At 65.8% G+C, this 14,882-nt stretch carries 14 protein-coding genes and 1 pseudogene; 7 read left to right on the top strand and 8 right to left on the bottom strand.

All coding sequences use genetic code 11. The annotated features are described in order from the left end of the window. Positions 1–210: 210 nt before the first annotated feature. Positions 211–1,524: an HNH endonuclease gene (locus tag LO762_RS09670; RefSeq protein WP_230614155.1), complete on the top strand. Its 1,314-nt coding sequence runs from the start codon at positions 211–213 to the stop codon at positions 1,522–1,524. Positions 1,525–2,062: 538 nt separating this feature from the next. Here LO762_RS09670 and LO762_RS09665 read toward each other — a convergent pair. Continuing rightward, entirely contained in the window at positions 2,063–2,284 is a 222-nt protein-coding gene (locus LO762_RS09665) for a hypothetical protein (RefSeq protein ID WP_230614154.1), read from the bottom strand. A 206-nt stretch (positions 2,285–2,490) separates the two neighbouring features. Between LO762_RS09665 and LO762_RS09660 the strand changes: the two genes are divergently transcribed. Both LO762_RS09660 and LO762_RS09655 read left to right on the top strand, forming a co-directional pair. Continuing rightward, positions 2,491–5,592 (top strand): hypothetical protein, encoded by a 3,102-nt coding sequence (locus tag LO762_RS09660; RefSeq protein WP_230614153.1) that lies wholly within the window; start codon positions 2,491–2,493, stop codon positions 5,590–5,592. A gap of 190 nt (positions 5,593–5,782) precedes the next feature. Further along, positions 5,783–6,451 carry a MerR family transcriptional regulator gene (locus tag LO762_RS09655; protein ID WP_230614152.1) on the top strand — a complete coding sequence of 223 codons (669 nt, stop codon included), beginning with the start codon at positions 5,783–5,785 and terminating at the stop codon, positions 6,449–6,451. A gap of 435 nt (positions 6,452–6,886) precedes the next feature. Here the strand turns inward: LO762_RS09655 and LO762_RS09650 are convergent, their stop codons facing one another. Further along, positions 6,887–7,495 carry a hypothetical protein gene (locus LO762_RS09650; protein WP_230614151.1) on the bottom strand — a complete coding sequence of 203 codons (609 nt, stop codon included), beginning with the start codon at positions 7,493–7,495 and terminating at the stop codon, positions 6,887–6,889. Between the two features lie 494 nt (positions 7,496–7,989). Here LO762_RS09650 and LO762_RS09645 point away from each other — a divergent pair, with 494 nt between their 5' ends. The 4 genes and pseudogenes from LO762_RS09645 to LO762_RS33875 all read left to right on the top strand — a co-directional run bounded on the left by LO762_RS09645 (position 7,990) and on the right by LO762_RS33875 (position 10,419). After that, positions 7,990–8,382, top strand: coding sequence for a helix-turn-helix transcriptional regulator (locus LO762_RS09645; RefSeq protein ID WP_230614150.1), 393 nt, complete (start codon positions 7,990–7,992; stop codon positions 8,380–8,382). 74 nt (positions 8,383–8,456) lie between these two features. Beyond that, complete coding sequence (locus tag LO762_RS09640) at positions 8,457–8,708, top strand: helix-turn-helix domain-containing protein (RefSeq protein WP_230614149.1); 252 nt, start codon at positions 8,457–8,459, stop codon at positions 8,706–8,708. A gap of 203 nt (positions 8,709–8,911) precedes the next feature. Continuing rightward, positions 8,912–9,472 carry a hypothetical protein gene (locus tag LO762_RS09635; protein WP_230614147.1) on the top strand — a complete coding sequence of 187 codons (561 nt, stop codon included), beginning with the start codon at positions 8,912–8,914 and terminating at the stop codon, positions 9,470–9,472. 267 nt (positions 9,473–9,739) lie between these two features. After that, positions 9,740–10,419, top strand: a pseudogene (locus LO762_RS33875) (AAA family ATPase). A gap of 3 nt (positions 10,420–10,422) precedes the next feature. Here the strand turns inward: LO762_RS33875 and LO762_RS09620 are convergent. The 6 genes from LO762_RS09620 to LO762_RS09595 form a co-directional block, all read right to left on the bottom strand. Then, positions 10,423–10,785 carry an FkbM family methyltransferase gene (locus LO762_RS09620; protein ID WP_230614140.1) on the bottom strand — a complete coding sequence of 121 codons (363 nt, stop codon included), beginning with the start codon at positions 10,783–10,785 and terminating at the stop codon, positions 10,423–10,425. A gap of 232 nt (positions 10,786–11,017) precedes the next feature. Then, positions 11,018–11,398 (bottom strand): hypothetical protein, encoded by a 381-nt coding sequence (locus LO762_RS09615; RefSeq protein ID WP_230614136.1) that lies wholly within the window; start codon positions 11,396–11,398, stop codon positions 11,018–11,020. A 229-nt stretch (positions 11,399–11,627) separates the two neighbouring features. Then, positions 11,628–12,386 (bottom strand): hypothetical protein, encoded by a 759-nt coding sequence (locus LO762_RS09610; RefSeq protein WP_230614134.1) that lies wholly within the window; start codon positions 12,384–12,386, stop codon positions 11,628–11,630. 28 nt (positions 12,387–12,414) lie between these two features. Next, on the bottom strand, positions 12,415–12,624 hold the full coding sequence (locus LO762_RS09605; RefSeq protein ID WP_230614132.1) for a hypothetical protein: 210 nt from the start codon (positions 12,622–12,624) through the stop codon (positions 12,415–12,417). Between the two features lie 470 nt (positions 12,625–13,094). Further along, positions 13,095–13,487: a hypothetical protein gene (locus LO762_RS09600; RefSeq protein ID WP_230614131.1), complete on the bottom strand. Its 393-nt coding sequence runs from the start codon at positions 13,485–13,487 to the stop codon at positions 13,095–13,097. A gap of 269 nt (positions 13,488–13,756) precedes the next feature. Beyond that, positions 13,757–14,824 carry an amidohydrolase family protein gene (locus LO762_RS09595; RefSeq protein WP_230614128.1) on the bottom strand — a complete coding sequence of 356 codons (1,068 nt, stop codon included), beginning with the start codon at positions 14,822–14,824 and terminating at the stop codon, positions 13,757–13,759. Positions 14,825–14,882 lie beyond the last annotated feature (58 nt).

Raw genomic sequence — 14,882 nt, 5'->3', positions numbered from 1 at the left:
GATGCTGGGGACCGAAGCGGTCTTCGACCTCAAACCGGGTGCTGCTTTGCTGCCGACTGTGGCATCGGTAAGTCGACGAGTCTCGCAGTCGGCTACCGGAAGTACCGGTTCATATCTATGCGTCGGCCCAAATCGCCACCTTGATCGTGTTGGTTGCCGTATCTTTGTTCGACTAGTGTGGATCGTCACGAAATCGAAGGGGCTGCAAAGTTGGCGTTCGTTCCGGTGGAGTGGGGTTTTCCGGTGGGTTTCGGGGTGCCTGTCTTCGGCCAGGAGGTAGCATTGTGGCCGGATTGGAGCAGGCAGGAGCTGGATGGCGTAGCGCGCTGGTCGGAGCGTCCCGGCAGCTTGGCCACCCGGTACGAACTTGGGCTGGATCGGCTACGTCCCCTGAACGATCTGTTGCTGGACGGGATCGCGATCGGTCCGCACCACCAGATCGAATGGAATGGCGAGAGCCGTCTTATCTACCGCCCGGTGCCGCTATACCGGCGCGCTCACGCCGTCGGCGCCCGCGACGTGCCGACCGAGCGCCAGGTTGCCGCTGACCGCAACCACGCCATCAACACCGCTCGCGACCTCTTCAGGGACCCCTCGACCCTGATCATCGCCATCAACACCATCGGCAGGTTCCGCCCACCCAAGGGAAACCTGGACCAGCGCACGGCCATCTGTGAGTTCGCGGCGATCGACCTTCGAGGCCGAACTGCCGCGAATCTCCTCATCGACCCCGAGTGGAAGAGCATGCGCGGCCAGCGCAACTTGCGGCGATCCGGCCTAACCCCAAAGCTCGTCCGGTCGGGAAACTACTTCCGGGATGAACCCCTCATCCACGAGACTCTCAACGGCCGCAAGGTCGTCTGTGTCGACCGTGCCGCAGTCTACGGCGCCTTCTACAGCGAGCAGGAGTTCTCCACCGACTACGGCCCCCACCCGAACGGGCTGTTGAACGCCGCTATCACCGAGATCTTGGAGCCGCTGTCGTCGATCAGCTGGGAGTGCGCCCGCGTCTTGAGATCCTTGTTCGAAGGCATCTGGTTCGAGCCGGTCATCCGGCCGGCGCTCGCCGAACTCCCCCCACCACAGAGGGCCCTTGACCAGGCGCATGGCGTCCTACGGATACTTAGGGAGATCGCCTCGGCGAAGAAGGGGCCGAAGGCCGAACCGTCGCTCCGCCAGCGCAGCTACCCGACCCAGCGCCGGGCGACCTTCCGTCAGGAGTTCGTCCGAGACCCGGCCAAGCGCTCCCTCGTCCTGCACCGCAGCGGAGGCATCTGTGAGAACCCCGACTGCGGTGACAAGGGCTACCAGCTCGACCGGACCGTCAACGATGAACCGCTGCTCCAGGTCGACCACATCACCCCTCTCGGACAACGCGGCGAAGATGAGATCATCAACATGATCGCTGTCTGCGGGAACTGCCATGAACGCAAGACCCGAGGCCGCAACCGAGCCTCTTTGGAATGGCTGTTCCACACCACGACCCTTACCAATCAGCAGAAACTCCTTCGCCCCCCGAAATGACTGGGTCATGTGGCTCAGAGCGCATGCCAAGTTGCCGAAGTAGCCGGCTGTTCGCTGGCTGCCAGGGTGAGCGCGAGGAACCTGCGCGTGTGGTCGACGACCGGAATACAGGATGAGCTGTTCCTGGGTGTCGGGGGAACTGTCGGACAGGCGGCCGAAGAACAGTCGTAGTCCGCCGTCCTCGTAGACCTGCGGTTCGACTGCATCCTCGGGTGAGTAGGGAGAGGTAGGAGCGAACAGGCGGCCATGGCTGAGGTTGTAGACCCTGACGGCTGCCCTTGCTTGTGCATTCAAGCGCCATGAACTCATCGGAGACCCATCTGCCGCCAGGTCGACCGCGCGCACGCGCTCTCTACCGGCGAACGTACGGCCTCGGGGGTACCGACAGTCTCACGGATTGCTCCGCCCTATGACCGAAGTCGCTGTGCGTAAGTTTTCATACGCACAGCGCCAGTCCCTGATGTCGGGACTGGCGCTTTGTGGTTATTCGCATGCCATGATCTTCGTTGTGGTCAAGGATGGCTGATATGACAAGCTGTCAGCGGGATCCGGGCGGTACTGAGTCCGTATCGCCATCGTTGGTGTCGCTGTCCTGGGGGGAGGAGGCGCGGAGCCGATCCCACGCGTCACGAACCTCGCCGAGTGCCTCGATGAGCGGGACGAGCGCGCGGATCAACGGGGTGATGGCGTCCGGAATGCGCGTGGCAGCGGCCAGCACCATGCCAATGGTTGCCAGCACGGTCAGCAAGGTGGTCCACATGGGCGCTCCCGAGGATGTGAGAACCGGGCCGAGTAGCCCGGGCACCTCCACTAGACCCCAGCACAAGCGGATCCGGTGCTCCTGTTCCGTCTGGAGCGCTCGTCGACCTGCACCGATGTCTTATCCGGTCGGGTCCGGACCGGATCGCCTTGTTTCGCAGAGGCGTGTGCCACCACAGCGTCGTGCTGGCGGCGGGAACCGATGACATGAGCATCGCGGAGACCGGAGCGGCCGACGATGATCCGCGGATGCTTCTGGCTGCCCGCTTGAGACTGCTGGTGAAAGCGAGTGTGCTTGACCAACAGGGCGTGGCCAGGCGGGCCACTGAAATTCTGGCCAAACGCGCGACCGAGACTAGCGGCCACGCTCGGCGCCCGATCCAGGCTGAGAAGGTCTCTCCGCAGCGGTTGAGCGCTTGGATAGCCGGACAGAACACGCCCGCCTCTCAGTCCACGCTGATGGCGGTGGTGGCTGCCGCATTGAAACAGCTGAGGGTTGGCCACGGATTGTCGGGCGAGATATTGGACCCAGCCGCGTGGCGGGTCCTGTACGAGGCCGCAGCCGCCGCTAGTGGTCCGCTTGCTGCACCTTTGCATGGCACCGTTGCGGCAATCACCCTCCACGAGGTGGGCGTGCATCGTGCTCTGCCCGCATCAGGCACCGTCAACGAGGAACTGACGCCGTATTTGCTACGCGACCACGATCGAATCCTGCGCGAGGTGTTGGAGCCGATATCAGATCCTGGCGGGTCTGCGCGGTCGGTGCTGGTCATGCTGACGGGCGAGTCGTCAGTTGGGAAAACCCGTGCACTGTATGAGGCCGTAACTGCGATCGTGCCTGACTGGAAGCTAGCCCGGCCCATCGACGCCGAGGATCTGCTGTCCCTGCTGGACGGTGATGGTGTCTCCAGACGCACGGTGCTCTGGCTGAATGAGGCGCAGAAGTTCTTTTATGGCGTCAACGGAGTGCGTGCCGCTAAAGCACTGGCGCAGCTGCTGGATCGGGTGCCGCAAGTGATCGCGGTCGGAGCAATGTGGAGTTCGCCGTATTGGGCGGAGCTAACCATGGGTGGAGTGCCCGGACGGCAGGCGGTACGGGAGTTGCTGATCCAACGTTCCTTCCGCATCTCAGTGCCGGCGGTCTTGGAGATCGAGGAACAACGAGCATTCGCCGCGCTGGCGGCCAGCGACCGGCGGGTGCAAGACGCGATCGTGGGCGGTGCTCTCGCTGGAGGCCGGGTCATCCAGCACCTCACCGGTGGGCCGCTCCTGGTCGGCGCCTATCTGGACAGTGATCCCACCCGCTCGGCTGGGGGCCCGTTCCTGCCAGTTGAGCACGCGCTGATAACAGCGGCCATCGACATCTGTCGTCTTGGGCTCCCCGGCCTAATTCCGGCACATCTGCTCAGCGAGGCCGCTGCCGGATACCTGTCCTCCCAGGATCTTCCTATTGACAGCCGCACCTTTGAGACGGCTCTGAAGGCACTGGCGTGCGGCTACCGGGCTGACGGCACCCGTACCGACGTTAGCCATGCTCTGACCGCGTTGACGCTCCATCACCGGGCCGCTGGAGAGCAACCCTGCTATCAGCCCAACGACTATCTGCTTCAGCAGATAGAGGCCCGCCGCAAAGACGTTCTGCCCCCGCCAGAATTCTGGAGTGCCGCCCGCCATGCACCTCCGGACACGCTGTTGGCTATCGCGGTCTCCGCCGACCGCCGTGGTCTCTACCGGGAGGCAGCCCAGCTCCACAAGCACAACATTCAACAAGGGATGGCTTGGTCCAGCCACGGGCTCTTGCGGCGGATGAAGGCCATTGATCCCGCAGACCACCGCCCAAGCGGGTGGCTTGCTACCCATGCCTCTTGCGCTGATCCATATGATATCGCAGGGATCTTGCGATCCCTGCGTAGTGACCAGGAAGAATTCAATGTACTGGCCGCCCGTGCCGCCCGCCAAGTACCAATCGCAAATATTAGAGGGCTCGTCGATCTACTCGAGATATTGGTCTCAGTCGAGACAACCGGACCGTTCGAGATTTTGGCTGACCGTGTTGCATCGAAAATTCCCATCACAGATCTTCCAGCTCTGATAAGCCTGCTAAAAATGCTACACGAGGGTCAGGCTTCTGGCGCTTTTACCTCGCTGGTGCAGAGATTGTTCTCCGACCTCCCCTTTGCTGAACTCGGCCATTTTGGAGTACTTGTTTCTAGCTTGTGGGATTGGGATGCCGAGGCTTGTCGAGCGTTGATCGATCTCATCATCCCTGCCTTGCCCGAGCTTGTGGTCGCCGATCCGGGTGGCATTGGGGAAATTCTCGGCGATATGCCAAATTCGCATATTCCGCATGAGTTGGGAGCTGCGTTGCATGACAGCATCTATCGGGTTGTACCTGACCTTCCGCTTGCCGATCCGGGCGGGGTCGGGGTATTTCTTGATAACATGAGAGCGAACGGGCTCTTCTCTCCCGCATTGACCGACCGAGTCGCCCGCGCTGCACCCGAACTTCTGCGCGTTGATCCGTCAGATTTTGCGGGAGTGCTCGTGCTGTTGCGTGCAGCCCGTGTCGCAGCACCCTTTGCTGTTATGGCCGATCGCGCCGCAGATGAGATTCCGCTCACCGATGCGAGCACTCTATGTGCGGTGCTGTCAGCCCTTCAGATCGTGGGACTGAAGCTGTGGAATATGGAAGAGTATGAGCCCGACTCTGTCGAAAAGTTCAACGCAGTAGACGCCTTTCGCCGACTAGCCGATCGTATTGCCGCAAATGCATTGCTCCCGGCTGAGGCATGGCTTTCAATACTAATGTTGCTTGACATTCGCGAAGCGGGCGGGGCAGTCATCAAGCTTGCAGAACGTGCTGCACGGGATCCTCAGTTCGCCGACATAACTGGCTTCATGCTCAATATTCTGCGCAGGATGGAGACGCAGGGTGGGGAAAAAGCGTTTCGCACACTTGCGCATCATATCGCGACTGAATATCCGATCGTCGATAAAATCGACTATGGGCAGATTCTCGAAGCCATGCGCAAGAGTGGGGAAATTTGGGAATTTCGGGCCCTTGCGGAGAGGCTCTGTCGCGGTACCCCTAGTGGCATGGTGCAGGTTCTCGAACAGCTGCGCAAAGGTGAAGCATATCGTGCGTTGAAGCTATTGGTCGGCCGCCTCCCCAACATCGGCCACTTCGAGCTCTATCTCAAAGAAACGAGACAACGGGGAGCTTTTCGGTATGGCCGAGAGACTTCCCTCCTCGCACCGAACAATCGATTTATACCCACCGCGCGATGGGGGTGGGACGATCTGGTCTGATAAGAATGGCACAGCTTTGAGAAGCACAAGACGCATCTCGTCAGCAGAGACTCAGTATGCTCTTGCACGCAGCCCAGGGCTGTGGCGAGGCGCGCAGTCTGCCCGTGCGCGGGCACCTCGGTCTGAGCGCCCTGGGGAGGGGGATCTTTGCCTTGACCTTTGAGTCGAGTCGAAGGTTTACCCTGTGCGCATGGTCGCCATGAAGATCTCCCAGCTCGCCGAGCGCAGCGGGATCCCGGCGACCACGCCGCGCTACTGGGAGGCCGAAGGGCTGCTGCCCGCCGATCGGACCCCGTCCGGATACCGGACCTACGGGCCGGACGCGTTGGAGCGGTTGGCGTTCATCGGCGCCGCCAAGCACCTCGGCCTCGCTCTGGGGGAGATCCGCGATCTGGTCGCGGTGTGGCAGGACGGGCCGTGCTCGCAGGTCCGGGCGAATCCGCGGCCGATGATCGACGGCCGCCTCGCCGACGCCGAGCAGCGCGCGGCCCAGTTGGAGGTGTTCACGGCCTCGCTGCGCGACGCGCTGGCCCGCTTGGACGCCCTGCCTGACCGGCACACCTCATGCGACCCCGCTTGCCCGTTCCTGTCTGGCCAGGCTCTCCCCGCTGCTGCGAGCCCGTCCCCGTGGAGGACGATCCTGGACGGAGCCTCCCACCCGCCAGTCCCGGGTGGGCTGCGGCTCACCCTGCCCGCCGCCCGCGCCGCGACCCTCGCGGGCTTGGCCGTCGCCGAGCAGAGTCGCCACCCTGCCTTGGCGATCAGTTTCCACCTGGACGGGGAGTACCTGCACCTGGAGCTCACCGCGGCGGCCGAGCACGCCGGCCTGATCGACGAGCTGCTCGACCCCGCCACCTGACCTCCCGTTGCACCAACCCCCGCCCGACCGAAGGACATGTACGCACCCCGCAGCTGAGCACAGCAGCTCTAGGGACGCTGCTCGTCGCGGACCCTGGCGGCGAACGCGGTCCCGCACGCCGTCTGACGACCAGCGCATCTGCCAGGAAGTGCGCATGATCCGGCAGAAGGCGGAGTTTCGCGTGATAGCAGTGGAACGGAGGAGGTTCTGGCCTTCCAGGCGGTTGGCTTCAGTCTTGGAGCCCGAACTCTGTGGTGAGGGTTTCGATCGTGGAGGCGTGGGTGATTTGGCAGGCGACGGAGCGATAGGCACGCAGGGTCTTGACCCAGAAGGCTTCTTCACGGGCCCGGGTGCGTATCCACCGGACCGGTAGTACATACTCGGCTTCCTTCTCGTCATCGGACTGCCGGTATGTTCCCCTGAGGGGGAGGTTCGTCATCCGGTGCGGCTGCCCGTTGATCTCCAGAGACCGTGGGGGAACATGACCGCCTCGCCGGTGACCTCACCGACTCCCACGTACTCTTCCTTGGGGATATGGACGAAGATCCGGCTCCCAGGCGGGATCTTGCGCAGGGCGCTGCTGTGCCGGAGGGCCCCGGCGGAGACGAACCCGTACTGGCGCGCGTCGTCCCAGCTCCGCTTGCTGGTTTTTCCGCCGAGGGCGACGTACCAGTCCGATCCATTCCACAGCGGGCGTTTGCTCTGTGTCGACGGACGCACTGTAGGGGCATCCTCGTCAGACAGCCGGCTGCGGATCAGGTAATGGCGGTTGTCGTCGTAGTAGTAGCGGAAGAACAGGATGCTGACCGGTACTCCGTAGGTGCTCATGTACTGCACGATCCGCTTCATCGCGGCGTCGGCGTCGTGGGCGGCGATGGTCAGCTTGTGGCCGGTGTTGAGGTGTTCTGGCGGGCGTTCACCGAACCGCTCGGTGAACGCGGAATCAAAATCCGTCTCCGGCCGGTATGCCTGGAAGATCGCTCGGATGTCTGACCCCGACAGGTCGGCAGCCCAGGAGCCGTAATCGAGGAGTTGGGCGACCACCTTCCGAGGCGTCCGGTCCCGCTTTCAACTCCAGGACATGCAGATCCCCGTCGGCGTCGATCGCCAGCAGGTCCACCCTGTTTCTGTGTGAGGTCACCACCTGGCGGCCCACGACCAGAACCGGGTCGCCGAGTACGTCGGGCTCCTGCTCGATGAGCCGCTCAAGCTCCAGTTCGGTGCCTATGCCTGAGGAGACCATCCGCTGTGGCACAGGACCATCGACTCTCCAAAGACCGACTTCTGCTGGCATATGCGGACCATACTCGCCAGTGTCCGGCAGCCCGGGGGCTATCCCTGCGAAGTGCCCCGTCCCGCTCACCGGCGCGGTCATCTGGGCGAGACCCTCTCCCTGCCGGGTCGCGCACAGTCGCTGGCGGCGGCCAGCCCAAGCTTGATCCTGCGGTTGGGTGGGTGCCTGGACTACACTGAAGAGAATTTACGGCCCGGAAGGCTCCACCCATGGGAAGCCGTCAACCTTGGAGAGGCTAGATCAGATGAGCGACACGCCTTCGTCCTCACCGGGTTTGTTCGCGGAACGTCTGGAGCATCTGTTCCAGACCGTCACCCCTCCGGGCAAGAAGAGATACAGCAGCCAAGACGTCGCAGATGCCATCGGTGCCACGACGGAGGGGCCGAGCATCGCCGCAAGCTACATACACAGCCTGCGGAAGGGCGCCAAGGACAACCCGACCTACAAGCACATCATCGCGCTCGCCAAGTTCTTCGGAGTGCATCCGAGCTACTTCTTCGAGGAGCCGGATGCCGCGGCGGCGGACGAGGCGCGCGATCGGGCGATTCGAACCGACGGCCTGTCCGAGGAGGCCCTGAACGCCATCCGGACCATGGTTGAGAGCGCGAGAACCCTACAGGGCTTGCCACCCAGTTAGTCGACGCGTGGTGCGGGGCCCCGGTCTGCGGCAGTTGACCTGAGTATTCTTGTGGGTGTAGATTTTTGGGGGACATGGACTTGACTGGTGAGAATCAAGCAGGGGCTCGGCCCGCGAACGGCGACTACGAGAGCTTGCGACTCCTCGACGTGGACCAGCTCTGCGAACTCATTCGCACCAAGAAGAGCTGGATCTACGACGCTGTTGAGGCTGGCAAGATCCCAGCCATCCGACTCGGCAAGCAGATCCGCTTCCGAGAAGCGGATCTGGTCGCCTATCTCTCGGGGGCTGCGACCGCGAGCCCCGCGGCTAGAGAGCGTGCCTGAGAGGCACTCCCGGACCTCGACGCCGGTCTCCAGTCCGGACTCTTGGAAGCGCGGATCCAGGAGTCGGTCGTAGCGGATGGCGCGCCCAGTTAATCCCAGGTCGCGACAGATCGCGGCGAGCTCGTTCGCTAGGAAGGCGATGCTCGTAGGCGAACTGATGTTCTATACTGGGAGGCCAGTCTCGCACTGGCGCAGGGGGATGTTTGACGCAAGAAGACGACGCGCACCAGCGCCTCATGGAGTTCATGCTGGGCGGCCAAAAGCCCAAGCCGAAGCAGGACGGCGGAGCGAAGACCAAAGCCCGCAAGCCCCGGTCGGCTCGCTTCGCGGCCAGAACAAAGGCCGAGATCTCGGACGACGAACTGCGGGCCCTCGGGATCAACCGCCCTGAGCGCGAACGGCTGCGGAGGGGGCGGCAGCGTTCGGGTACTCCCAACAAGGACCGCGAAAAGGCTAAGGCGCTCCTCCGGATCGGGTTCTACATCGATGAACAAGTCGAGTGGGAAACGACAGACCTCGACCGCGAGGAAGTCGTCGCGGCCTGGGCCTTCCTGTCCAACCACGATGTCGACCGAGTGAATCAATGGTGGGCGGAGGGGGTGCATCCCCTCGACATCACCTACATCCGGCTCTTGCAGGACAACGGGTTCGAGCCCACTGACCTCTACCGGACGATCCACGGTAAGACCGTCCTGCAGCACCTGCGTGAAGGCACCTCGCCGCAGTGGTGCCTGCTGGCGTTGAGCTGGGACAACAGAACCTAGCCGACTCCCCGCGTCACCGCAGAGGCCGTCGCTCCCGTTAGGGGAGCGGGGCCTCTATCCATGAGCAGCACAGCGCAGGCGCGGGGGTAGCGTCGAGTCAGGGTGCAAGATCCGATCCGACCCGTCACCCCGACACCTGCGTGTGGGAGGGCGGCAGCCGCGCGCGCCGTCGAAGCGCTGGCTGAGGTGGTCGTACACCTGGGTCACGATCAGCCTGCGGCCCTCTGGCTCCCACGCCAGAGCACTCTGGTGAGGACGACGGCGGTGATGGACTGCCGCAGGGTGGAGGTCCGGGGTGCTGCGCGGCGCTCCCATCCGAGCCGGTCCCCTGGGCCGCTCCTCCTTCTTTACGGCGACACCGTCGTCGTAGACGAGGTGAGGGCTGCGGGCGTCCTTGTGGCGGGTGGCGCGGGTTGCTGCTGTGCTTTCGCGCGGCTGGGCGCGGGTGGATCTGGGATGTGTGAGGCTGTGGTGGTGACGGTGTGGTTGCTGGTCGGGCTGACCGTGTCGGGGAAGACGACGTTGGCCAAGCTGCTGGAGGAGCGCGGGGTGGTGCGCCTGAGCGTGGATGAGGAGGTCTTCGCTCGGCATGGCCGCTACGGTGTCGACTACCACGAGTCGGAGTACCGGGCTCTGGAGGCGCCTGTGGTCGAGGAGGTGTATCGGAGGCTGGAGGCCCTGGTGGCGGACGGTCGTGATGTGGTTCTGGACGCTGGTCTGTGGCGGAGGCGGATCGTGAGCGGGTGAAGGGGCTGGTGGAGGCTGCGGGTGGTCGGTGGCGGCTGGTGTTCTTCGATGTCGATCGGGGTGAGCTGTTGCGGCGACTGGGCGAGCGCAACCGGCGGGCCGACGCGAATGCGTTGTTGGTGACCGAGGAGGCGCTGGACGACTTCTTCGCGCGGTTCGAGCCTCCGTCGGGTGAGGGCGAGGAGCCGCCCGCATTCTGAGCGTCAGGGCAGCGTGTCGGTGTCGGTGCGGGAGAGCACCAGGTCGGTGGGGTCCTTGAGGTCGGGGTAGGGCGGATGGAGACGGACGGGCGGTTCGGGGCGGCGGATCGTGTCGGGGTAGCTGCGGGCGTCGTAGTCGTTGGTCAGGAGGTAGGCGTGGAAGCCGTGTGCGGCGAAGGGGTCGAGGACGTCGTCGATGCCGTTGGTGTGGATGGTCTGGGTGAGGGCGTTGTGGAAGTGGGGGGCGGTTTCGATCGCCACGACGTGCCCGGTCGGGCCCGTGAGGTGGGCGGCCAGGAGCGTGAAGTAGCCGACGTTGGCTCCGACATCTATGACGGTGTCGCCTGCGCGGATCCGGTTCGACATCCAGCGGGTCAGGTTCGGCTCCCAGATTCCGAACAGGTGTACGTACCGCTGGATAGGTCGGTCGTGGTGACCGGCACGGTTGAGCCGAAGCGGGTCCGTGCGATCGCCGTCACCGGGTCCGTTCGGAAGCTGCGGTCCAGCGCACCGGCGAGGTGGCTCTGTCCGGGAAGGCCAGGCCAACGTTGCAGGTACCAGCGGCCTGCTCGGCGCCAGAGGCCCGGACGCGGGAAGGTCATGGTCGGGCCGCCCCGGCGGGGGGCCGGAATTCGGCGATGACCCTGGTGGCGAGTTCGGGCCACCAGGAAGGGAGGACGGTGAGGGAGATCGGCCGCCAGTCCATCAGGGGGTTGGCGGTGTCGATGCGGCCGTCGTTGGCGTCCAGGTGCGCGAGCAGTCGGGCGGCTTCGTCGCGGATGGCCGGGGTTTCCTCCTTCCACGCGCCGCTGCGGTGGCTGCCGAGTGCGAGGGCGGCGTCGGAGTGGGCGAGGACGATCTTGCGGGGGTCGGCTCGTAGCAGCCGATGGGTGAGGAACCCTCCCAGCCGGTACGTGGCGTCGAGGCCGACGGTGGGCTGCCAGCCGGTGAGTTGTCCGTCGGCCGCGACGCGGTCCACCAGGACCCCGCCGACGACGCGGCGGCCGTCGGCTTCGGCGGCGGCGATCTGCTCGTCCAGCGGTGCGGGACAGGTGTGGAACTCGTCGCTGTCGCCAGGAGGTGCCAGCCAGGCCCATGCTCGATGGTCGCGGTGGCCCGCAGGTGGTCGCGCAGCCGGCTGTGGAGGGCTTCGTGCCAGGGGCCGCGGCTGATGAGGCGGGGCGGCCCGATGAGGGTGAGGCGGGCGTTCATGTCGGCGAGCCGGGCGATCGCTCGGGCCGGGGTGGCGAGTCCGAGGCCGGTCGCCTCACCGGGGTGCGGGCGGGTGGGTGGATCGGATGCGGCCCGGTCGAGGACGGCGGCGAGGTCTCCGCTGTCCGAGGCTCGGAAGTGCGTGTCACCCTCAGCAGCGCCTCGCGGCTGGCGTCGCAGATCCCGTTGAGGGCCACGACGATGACGGGTGTCTCGGCCGCCAGGGCTGCGTCGATGCGCCGCTGCTGGGCCGCGTGGCCGGTGGCTCCGTACTCGCATCCTCGGGCGAGCATCGCGCACTCCCGGAAGGCCGCCTTCCAGGCGTGGTAGGGGGACTGGTCGATCCGGGTGGTTCCGGCGGGGGTGCCGGTGAACTCGACCTGGCCCGGCAGAGCCGCGAGAACGTCGACGGCGTCGCCGAGGTGACGTAGCGCGGAGGCGCGGATCAGTTTGAGGCCGCCGTAGCCGTAGGTCAGGCCGTTGATGGGGTTGCGGGCCTGCCACACGCGCATGCATGTGCCTTCCGCGAGGGGGTCGATGGCGTCGGCGTAGAAGTCGGGGTCGATGTCGAAGTCCCCGTCGGCCAGGAAGAACTCCTCGGTGTCGGCCAGCTGTGCGCACAGCTGGTAGGCGCGGCGCATGGGCCGAACTCCGTGGAGGCGCTTGGCGGGGCCGAGCACGCGGCAGAGCCGGCCGAACAGTTCGTCGGCGAGGGGCTCGTCCACCGAAAGGAACACAGTGTCGAATCGGTTCACGCGATCGCCGCCAGGTAGCGGGCCGCGATCAGCTCCGGGGCCAGCGCTCGGGTGTGGAGGCCGCGGCTCGACGTGAGGCCGCCTGCCACATGGTCGGGCTCGCCAACAGCTCCTCGACGATCTTCACGGCCTCGCCGGGTTCGTCGAACGTCAACTGCTCCTCGACGGCCCCGGCGAGCCAGCCCAGCCGGGGCGCGAGAACTGGTACGCCCAGCGCCTGGCAGTCGATGACCGACATCGACCAGGTGCAGCCCGAGCGGAACGGCGCAAGAGCCAGGTCGGCACCTGCCAGGACGGTGCGGTAGGCGTCGCGGTCGCCGCCGTCGGACAGGACCTGGACGCCGGGGCGGAGTAGAACTTCTTGCTCGCGTGGACCGGGTCAGTGATCTGTGCTGTGGTGCCCCATCCCTGGCCGGGGCGCATCTGGAAGAGCCCCAGGGAGCCTTGGTCTCCAGGCAGGTGGAGTCCACGTTCCGGTCGGCGGTGGCTGAGCTGCCCGTCCCGATGCCGATGCCCATGACGAGGGTGATGGGCGCGAGGACCGCGGCCGCGGCCGCACCGATCAGTTTCGAGCTCACCGACGACTCCGGAGGGGAGCGTGGTCGACCGGAGCAGTCATGCGCATGGTGGGATCCTGGGCGTCCGGGCGCGTGGAGCTGCGCCCAGGGCCGTGCGACGACCCGAGTGTCGTTCGCGGACCGGCGCGCCTCAGGTGAGACGGAGATCGTAGGTCAGGTGAGCTTCTGGGCCCAGGCGGTGAGGGCGGAGGCGAAGAGGGCGGGGTTTCGCCGTGTGGGGAGTGGCCGGAGTCGGGGAGGGAGAGGTACTCCACTGGCTGGCGCCGGTGGCGGCGAGGATCTCGCGGACGCGCGCGAGCTGGAGGTCGGAGATGGCGCCCGTGAGGGTGCCGGTCAAGAAGGCGCGGGCCCATTCGGGGTCGTACTCCTTGAGGTTCCGCGGTGGTTCGGCGCCGGTCGTGCCGTCGGCCTCGAACGGGAACATCATCCAGGGCGGTGGTTCGGAGGGCGCGGCGGCGACCATGCCCTCCCGGTCGGCGACGCTCCACTGGGCGCCGAGGTGCTTGCTCCGCAGGGCGGACATCGGGCCGACGCGCTGGCGCAGCGACTGGCCGGAGGAGAACCCGGGCGCGATCGTCGGCCTTCCGATGACTCCCTGGACGAAGCGGACGAGGTCGTTGCCCCATGTTGTCGAGGGTGTAGCGGCTGGGCGTCCGGGTGGGCCTGCCCTTCACCGGTGTCGAACAACTGCTCGGGGAAGGTTTGCGGAACGTGGGTGTCGGGGTTGTCCGGGTCGTGGCACCGTGGATTGGTCGCGTTCATCGAGTGCGCTCCCTGGGGCGTGCGTCCCGGTCATGCGAGGAGGGAGGCGAGCCGGGGGAGCTGCCGCAAAGCGTTGGATCTTTCGATCTCCAGGCGCTGGGAGTCGGAGAACGTCTCCGACAGGCGCGGCTGGGGGTCACCGGAGCCACCCAGGGTCAGCGCGCTGAACGGCCAGTCGCTGCCGAACACGATGTGGTCTCGGGGGGTGACCTCCAGGACGCTCTTCATCGCCGAGGGGGCCGGGCTCAGCGCCGTGTCGTAGTAGAAGGAGCGGATGTGGCCCGAGACGTCCGGCAGCACGGGCTTGACGAGGTCGGGCAGGCCGATGTTCTCCAGCAGCGCCAGCCGGTTCGCCAGGAAGGGCACGGTGCCGCCCGCGTGCGCGAGTTGGAACCGGATCTTCGGGTACCGCTTGATCGTGCCGCTGTACATCATCGCGGTGGCGGCCCGGGTGGTGTCGAACGTGAACTCGTACAGGAAGTCCGGGATGAGGAGGGCCGGTTTGTTCTCCGGCGGCGGCGCGGCGGGGTGGACGAACACGTAGGCGCCTCGCCGGTTCAGCTCCGCCATGACGACCTCGAACCGGGGATCGCCCAGGTAGACGCCGTCGTAGGAGGACAGAAGCCCGATCCCGTCGAGCTTCAGGACGTCCAGGGCGTACCTGATCTCGACGAGCGAGGCCACCACGTCGGGCATCGGGAGGACCGCGAGGGCGCCGAACCGCGTCGGCTGCTTCGCCACCAGGGCAGCGGCGTACTCGTTGCAATAGCGCGCGAGGTTGCGGGCTTCGGCGCCCTTCAGGAACGTCACCGCCGGGTCGGAGACCGACAGGACCTGGGTCTGGATCCGGTACCGCGCCATGAACTCCAGCGCGGCCTCCGGCGACCACGTCGGCGTGGGGTAGCCGCCGACCGTGAGGAACCCGGCCTTCAGGAGCGCCTTGCGGTAGTCCGGCGGAAGGCAGTGGGCGTGCATGTCGATGCGGAACGGGCCCTGCGGCGGGGCGGCGGACGCCTTCGAGGCGCGCGGCAGAAGGGCGGCGGAGGCCGCGGCCGTGGCGAGCAGGCGGCGGCGGTCGAACGGGACTGCGGAGGTCATGAGCGTCCTTGGGGGGTGGGGGAGGCTTCTGACACCCGGGATGGCGGCTGGGACCGAT

The organism is Actinocorallia sp. API 0066 (genome assembly GCF_020991275.1).
Classification (GTDB): domain Bacteria; phylum Actinomycetota; class Actinomycetes; order Streptosporangiales; family Streptosporangiaceae; genus Actinocorallia.
The sequence above is the reverse complement of the archived record's forward strand: the minus strand, read 5'-3'. Positions and strand labels throughout refer to the sequence as shown.

What these genes read in the sequence shown, in the direction of transcription:
- LO762_RS09645 (WP_230614150.1), top strand. Translation starts at nt 7,990, where the DNA reads ATGAGCGACACGCCTTCGTCCTCACCGGGTTTGTTCGCGGAACGTCTG.
- LO762_RS09605 (WP_230614132.1), bottom strand. Translation starts at nt 12,624, where the DNA reads ATGTCGGTCATCGACTGCCAGGCGCTGGGCGTACCAGTTCTCGCGCCC.
- LO762_RS09665 (WP_230614154.1), bottom strand. Translation starts at nt 2,284, where the DNA reads ATGTGGACCACCTTGCTGACCGTGCTGGCAACCATTGGCATGGTGCTG.
- LO762_RS09655 (WP_230614152.1), top strand. Translation starts at nt 5,783, where the DNA reads ATGGTCGCCATGAAGATCTCCCAGCTCGCCGAGCGCAGCGGGATCCCG.
- LO762_RS09595 (WP_230614128.1), bottom strand. Translation starts at nt 14,824, where the DNA reads ATGACCTCCGCAGTCCCGTTCGACCGCCGCCGCCTGCTCGCCACGGCC.
- LO762_RS09640 (WP_230614149.1), top strand. Translation starts at nt 8,457, where the DNA reads ATGGACTTGACTGGTGAGAATCAAGCAGGGGCTCGGCCCGCGAACGGC.
- LO762_RS09620 (WP_230614140.1), bottom strand. Translation starts at nt 10,785, where the DNA reads ATGTCGAACCGGATCCGCGCAGGCGACACCGTCATAGATGTCGGAGCC.
- LO762_RS09660 (WP_230614153.1), top strand. Translation starts at nt 2,491, where the DNA reads ATGAGCATCGCGGAGACCGGAGCGGCCGACGATGATCCGCGGATGCTT.
- LO762_RS09600 (WP_230614131.1), bottom strand. Translation starts at nt 13,487, where the DNA reads ATGTCCGCCCTGCGGAGCAAGCACCTCGGCGCCCAGTGGAGCGTCGCC.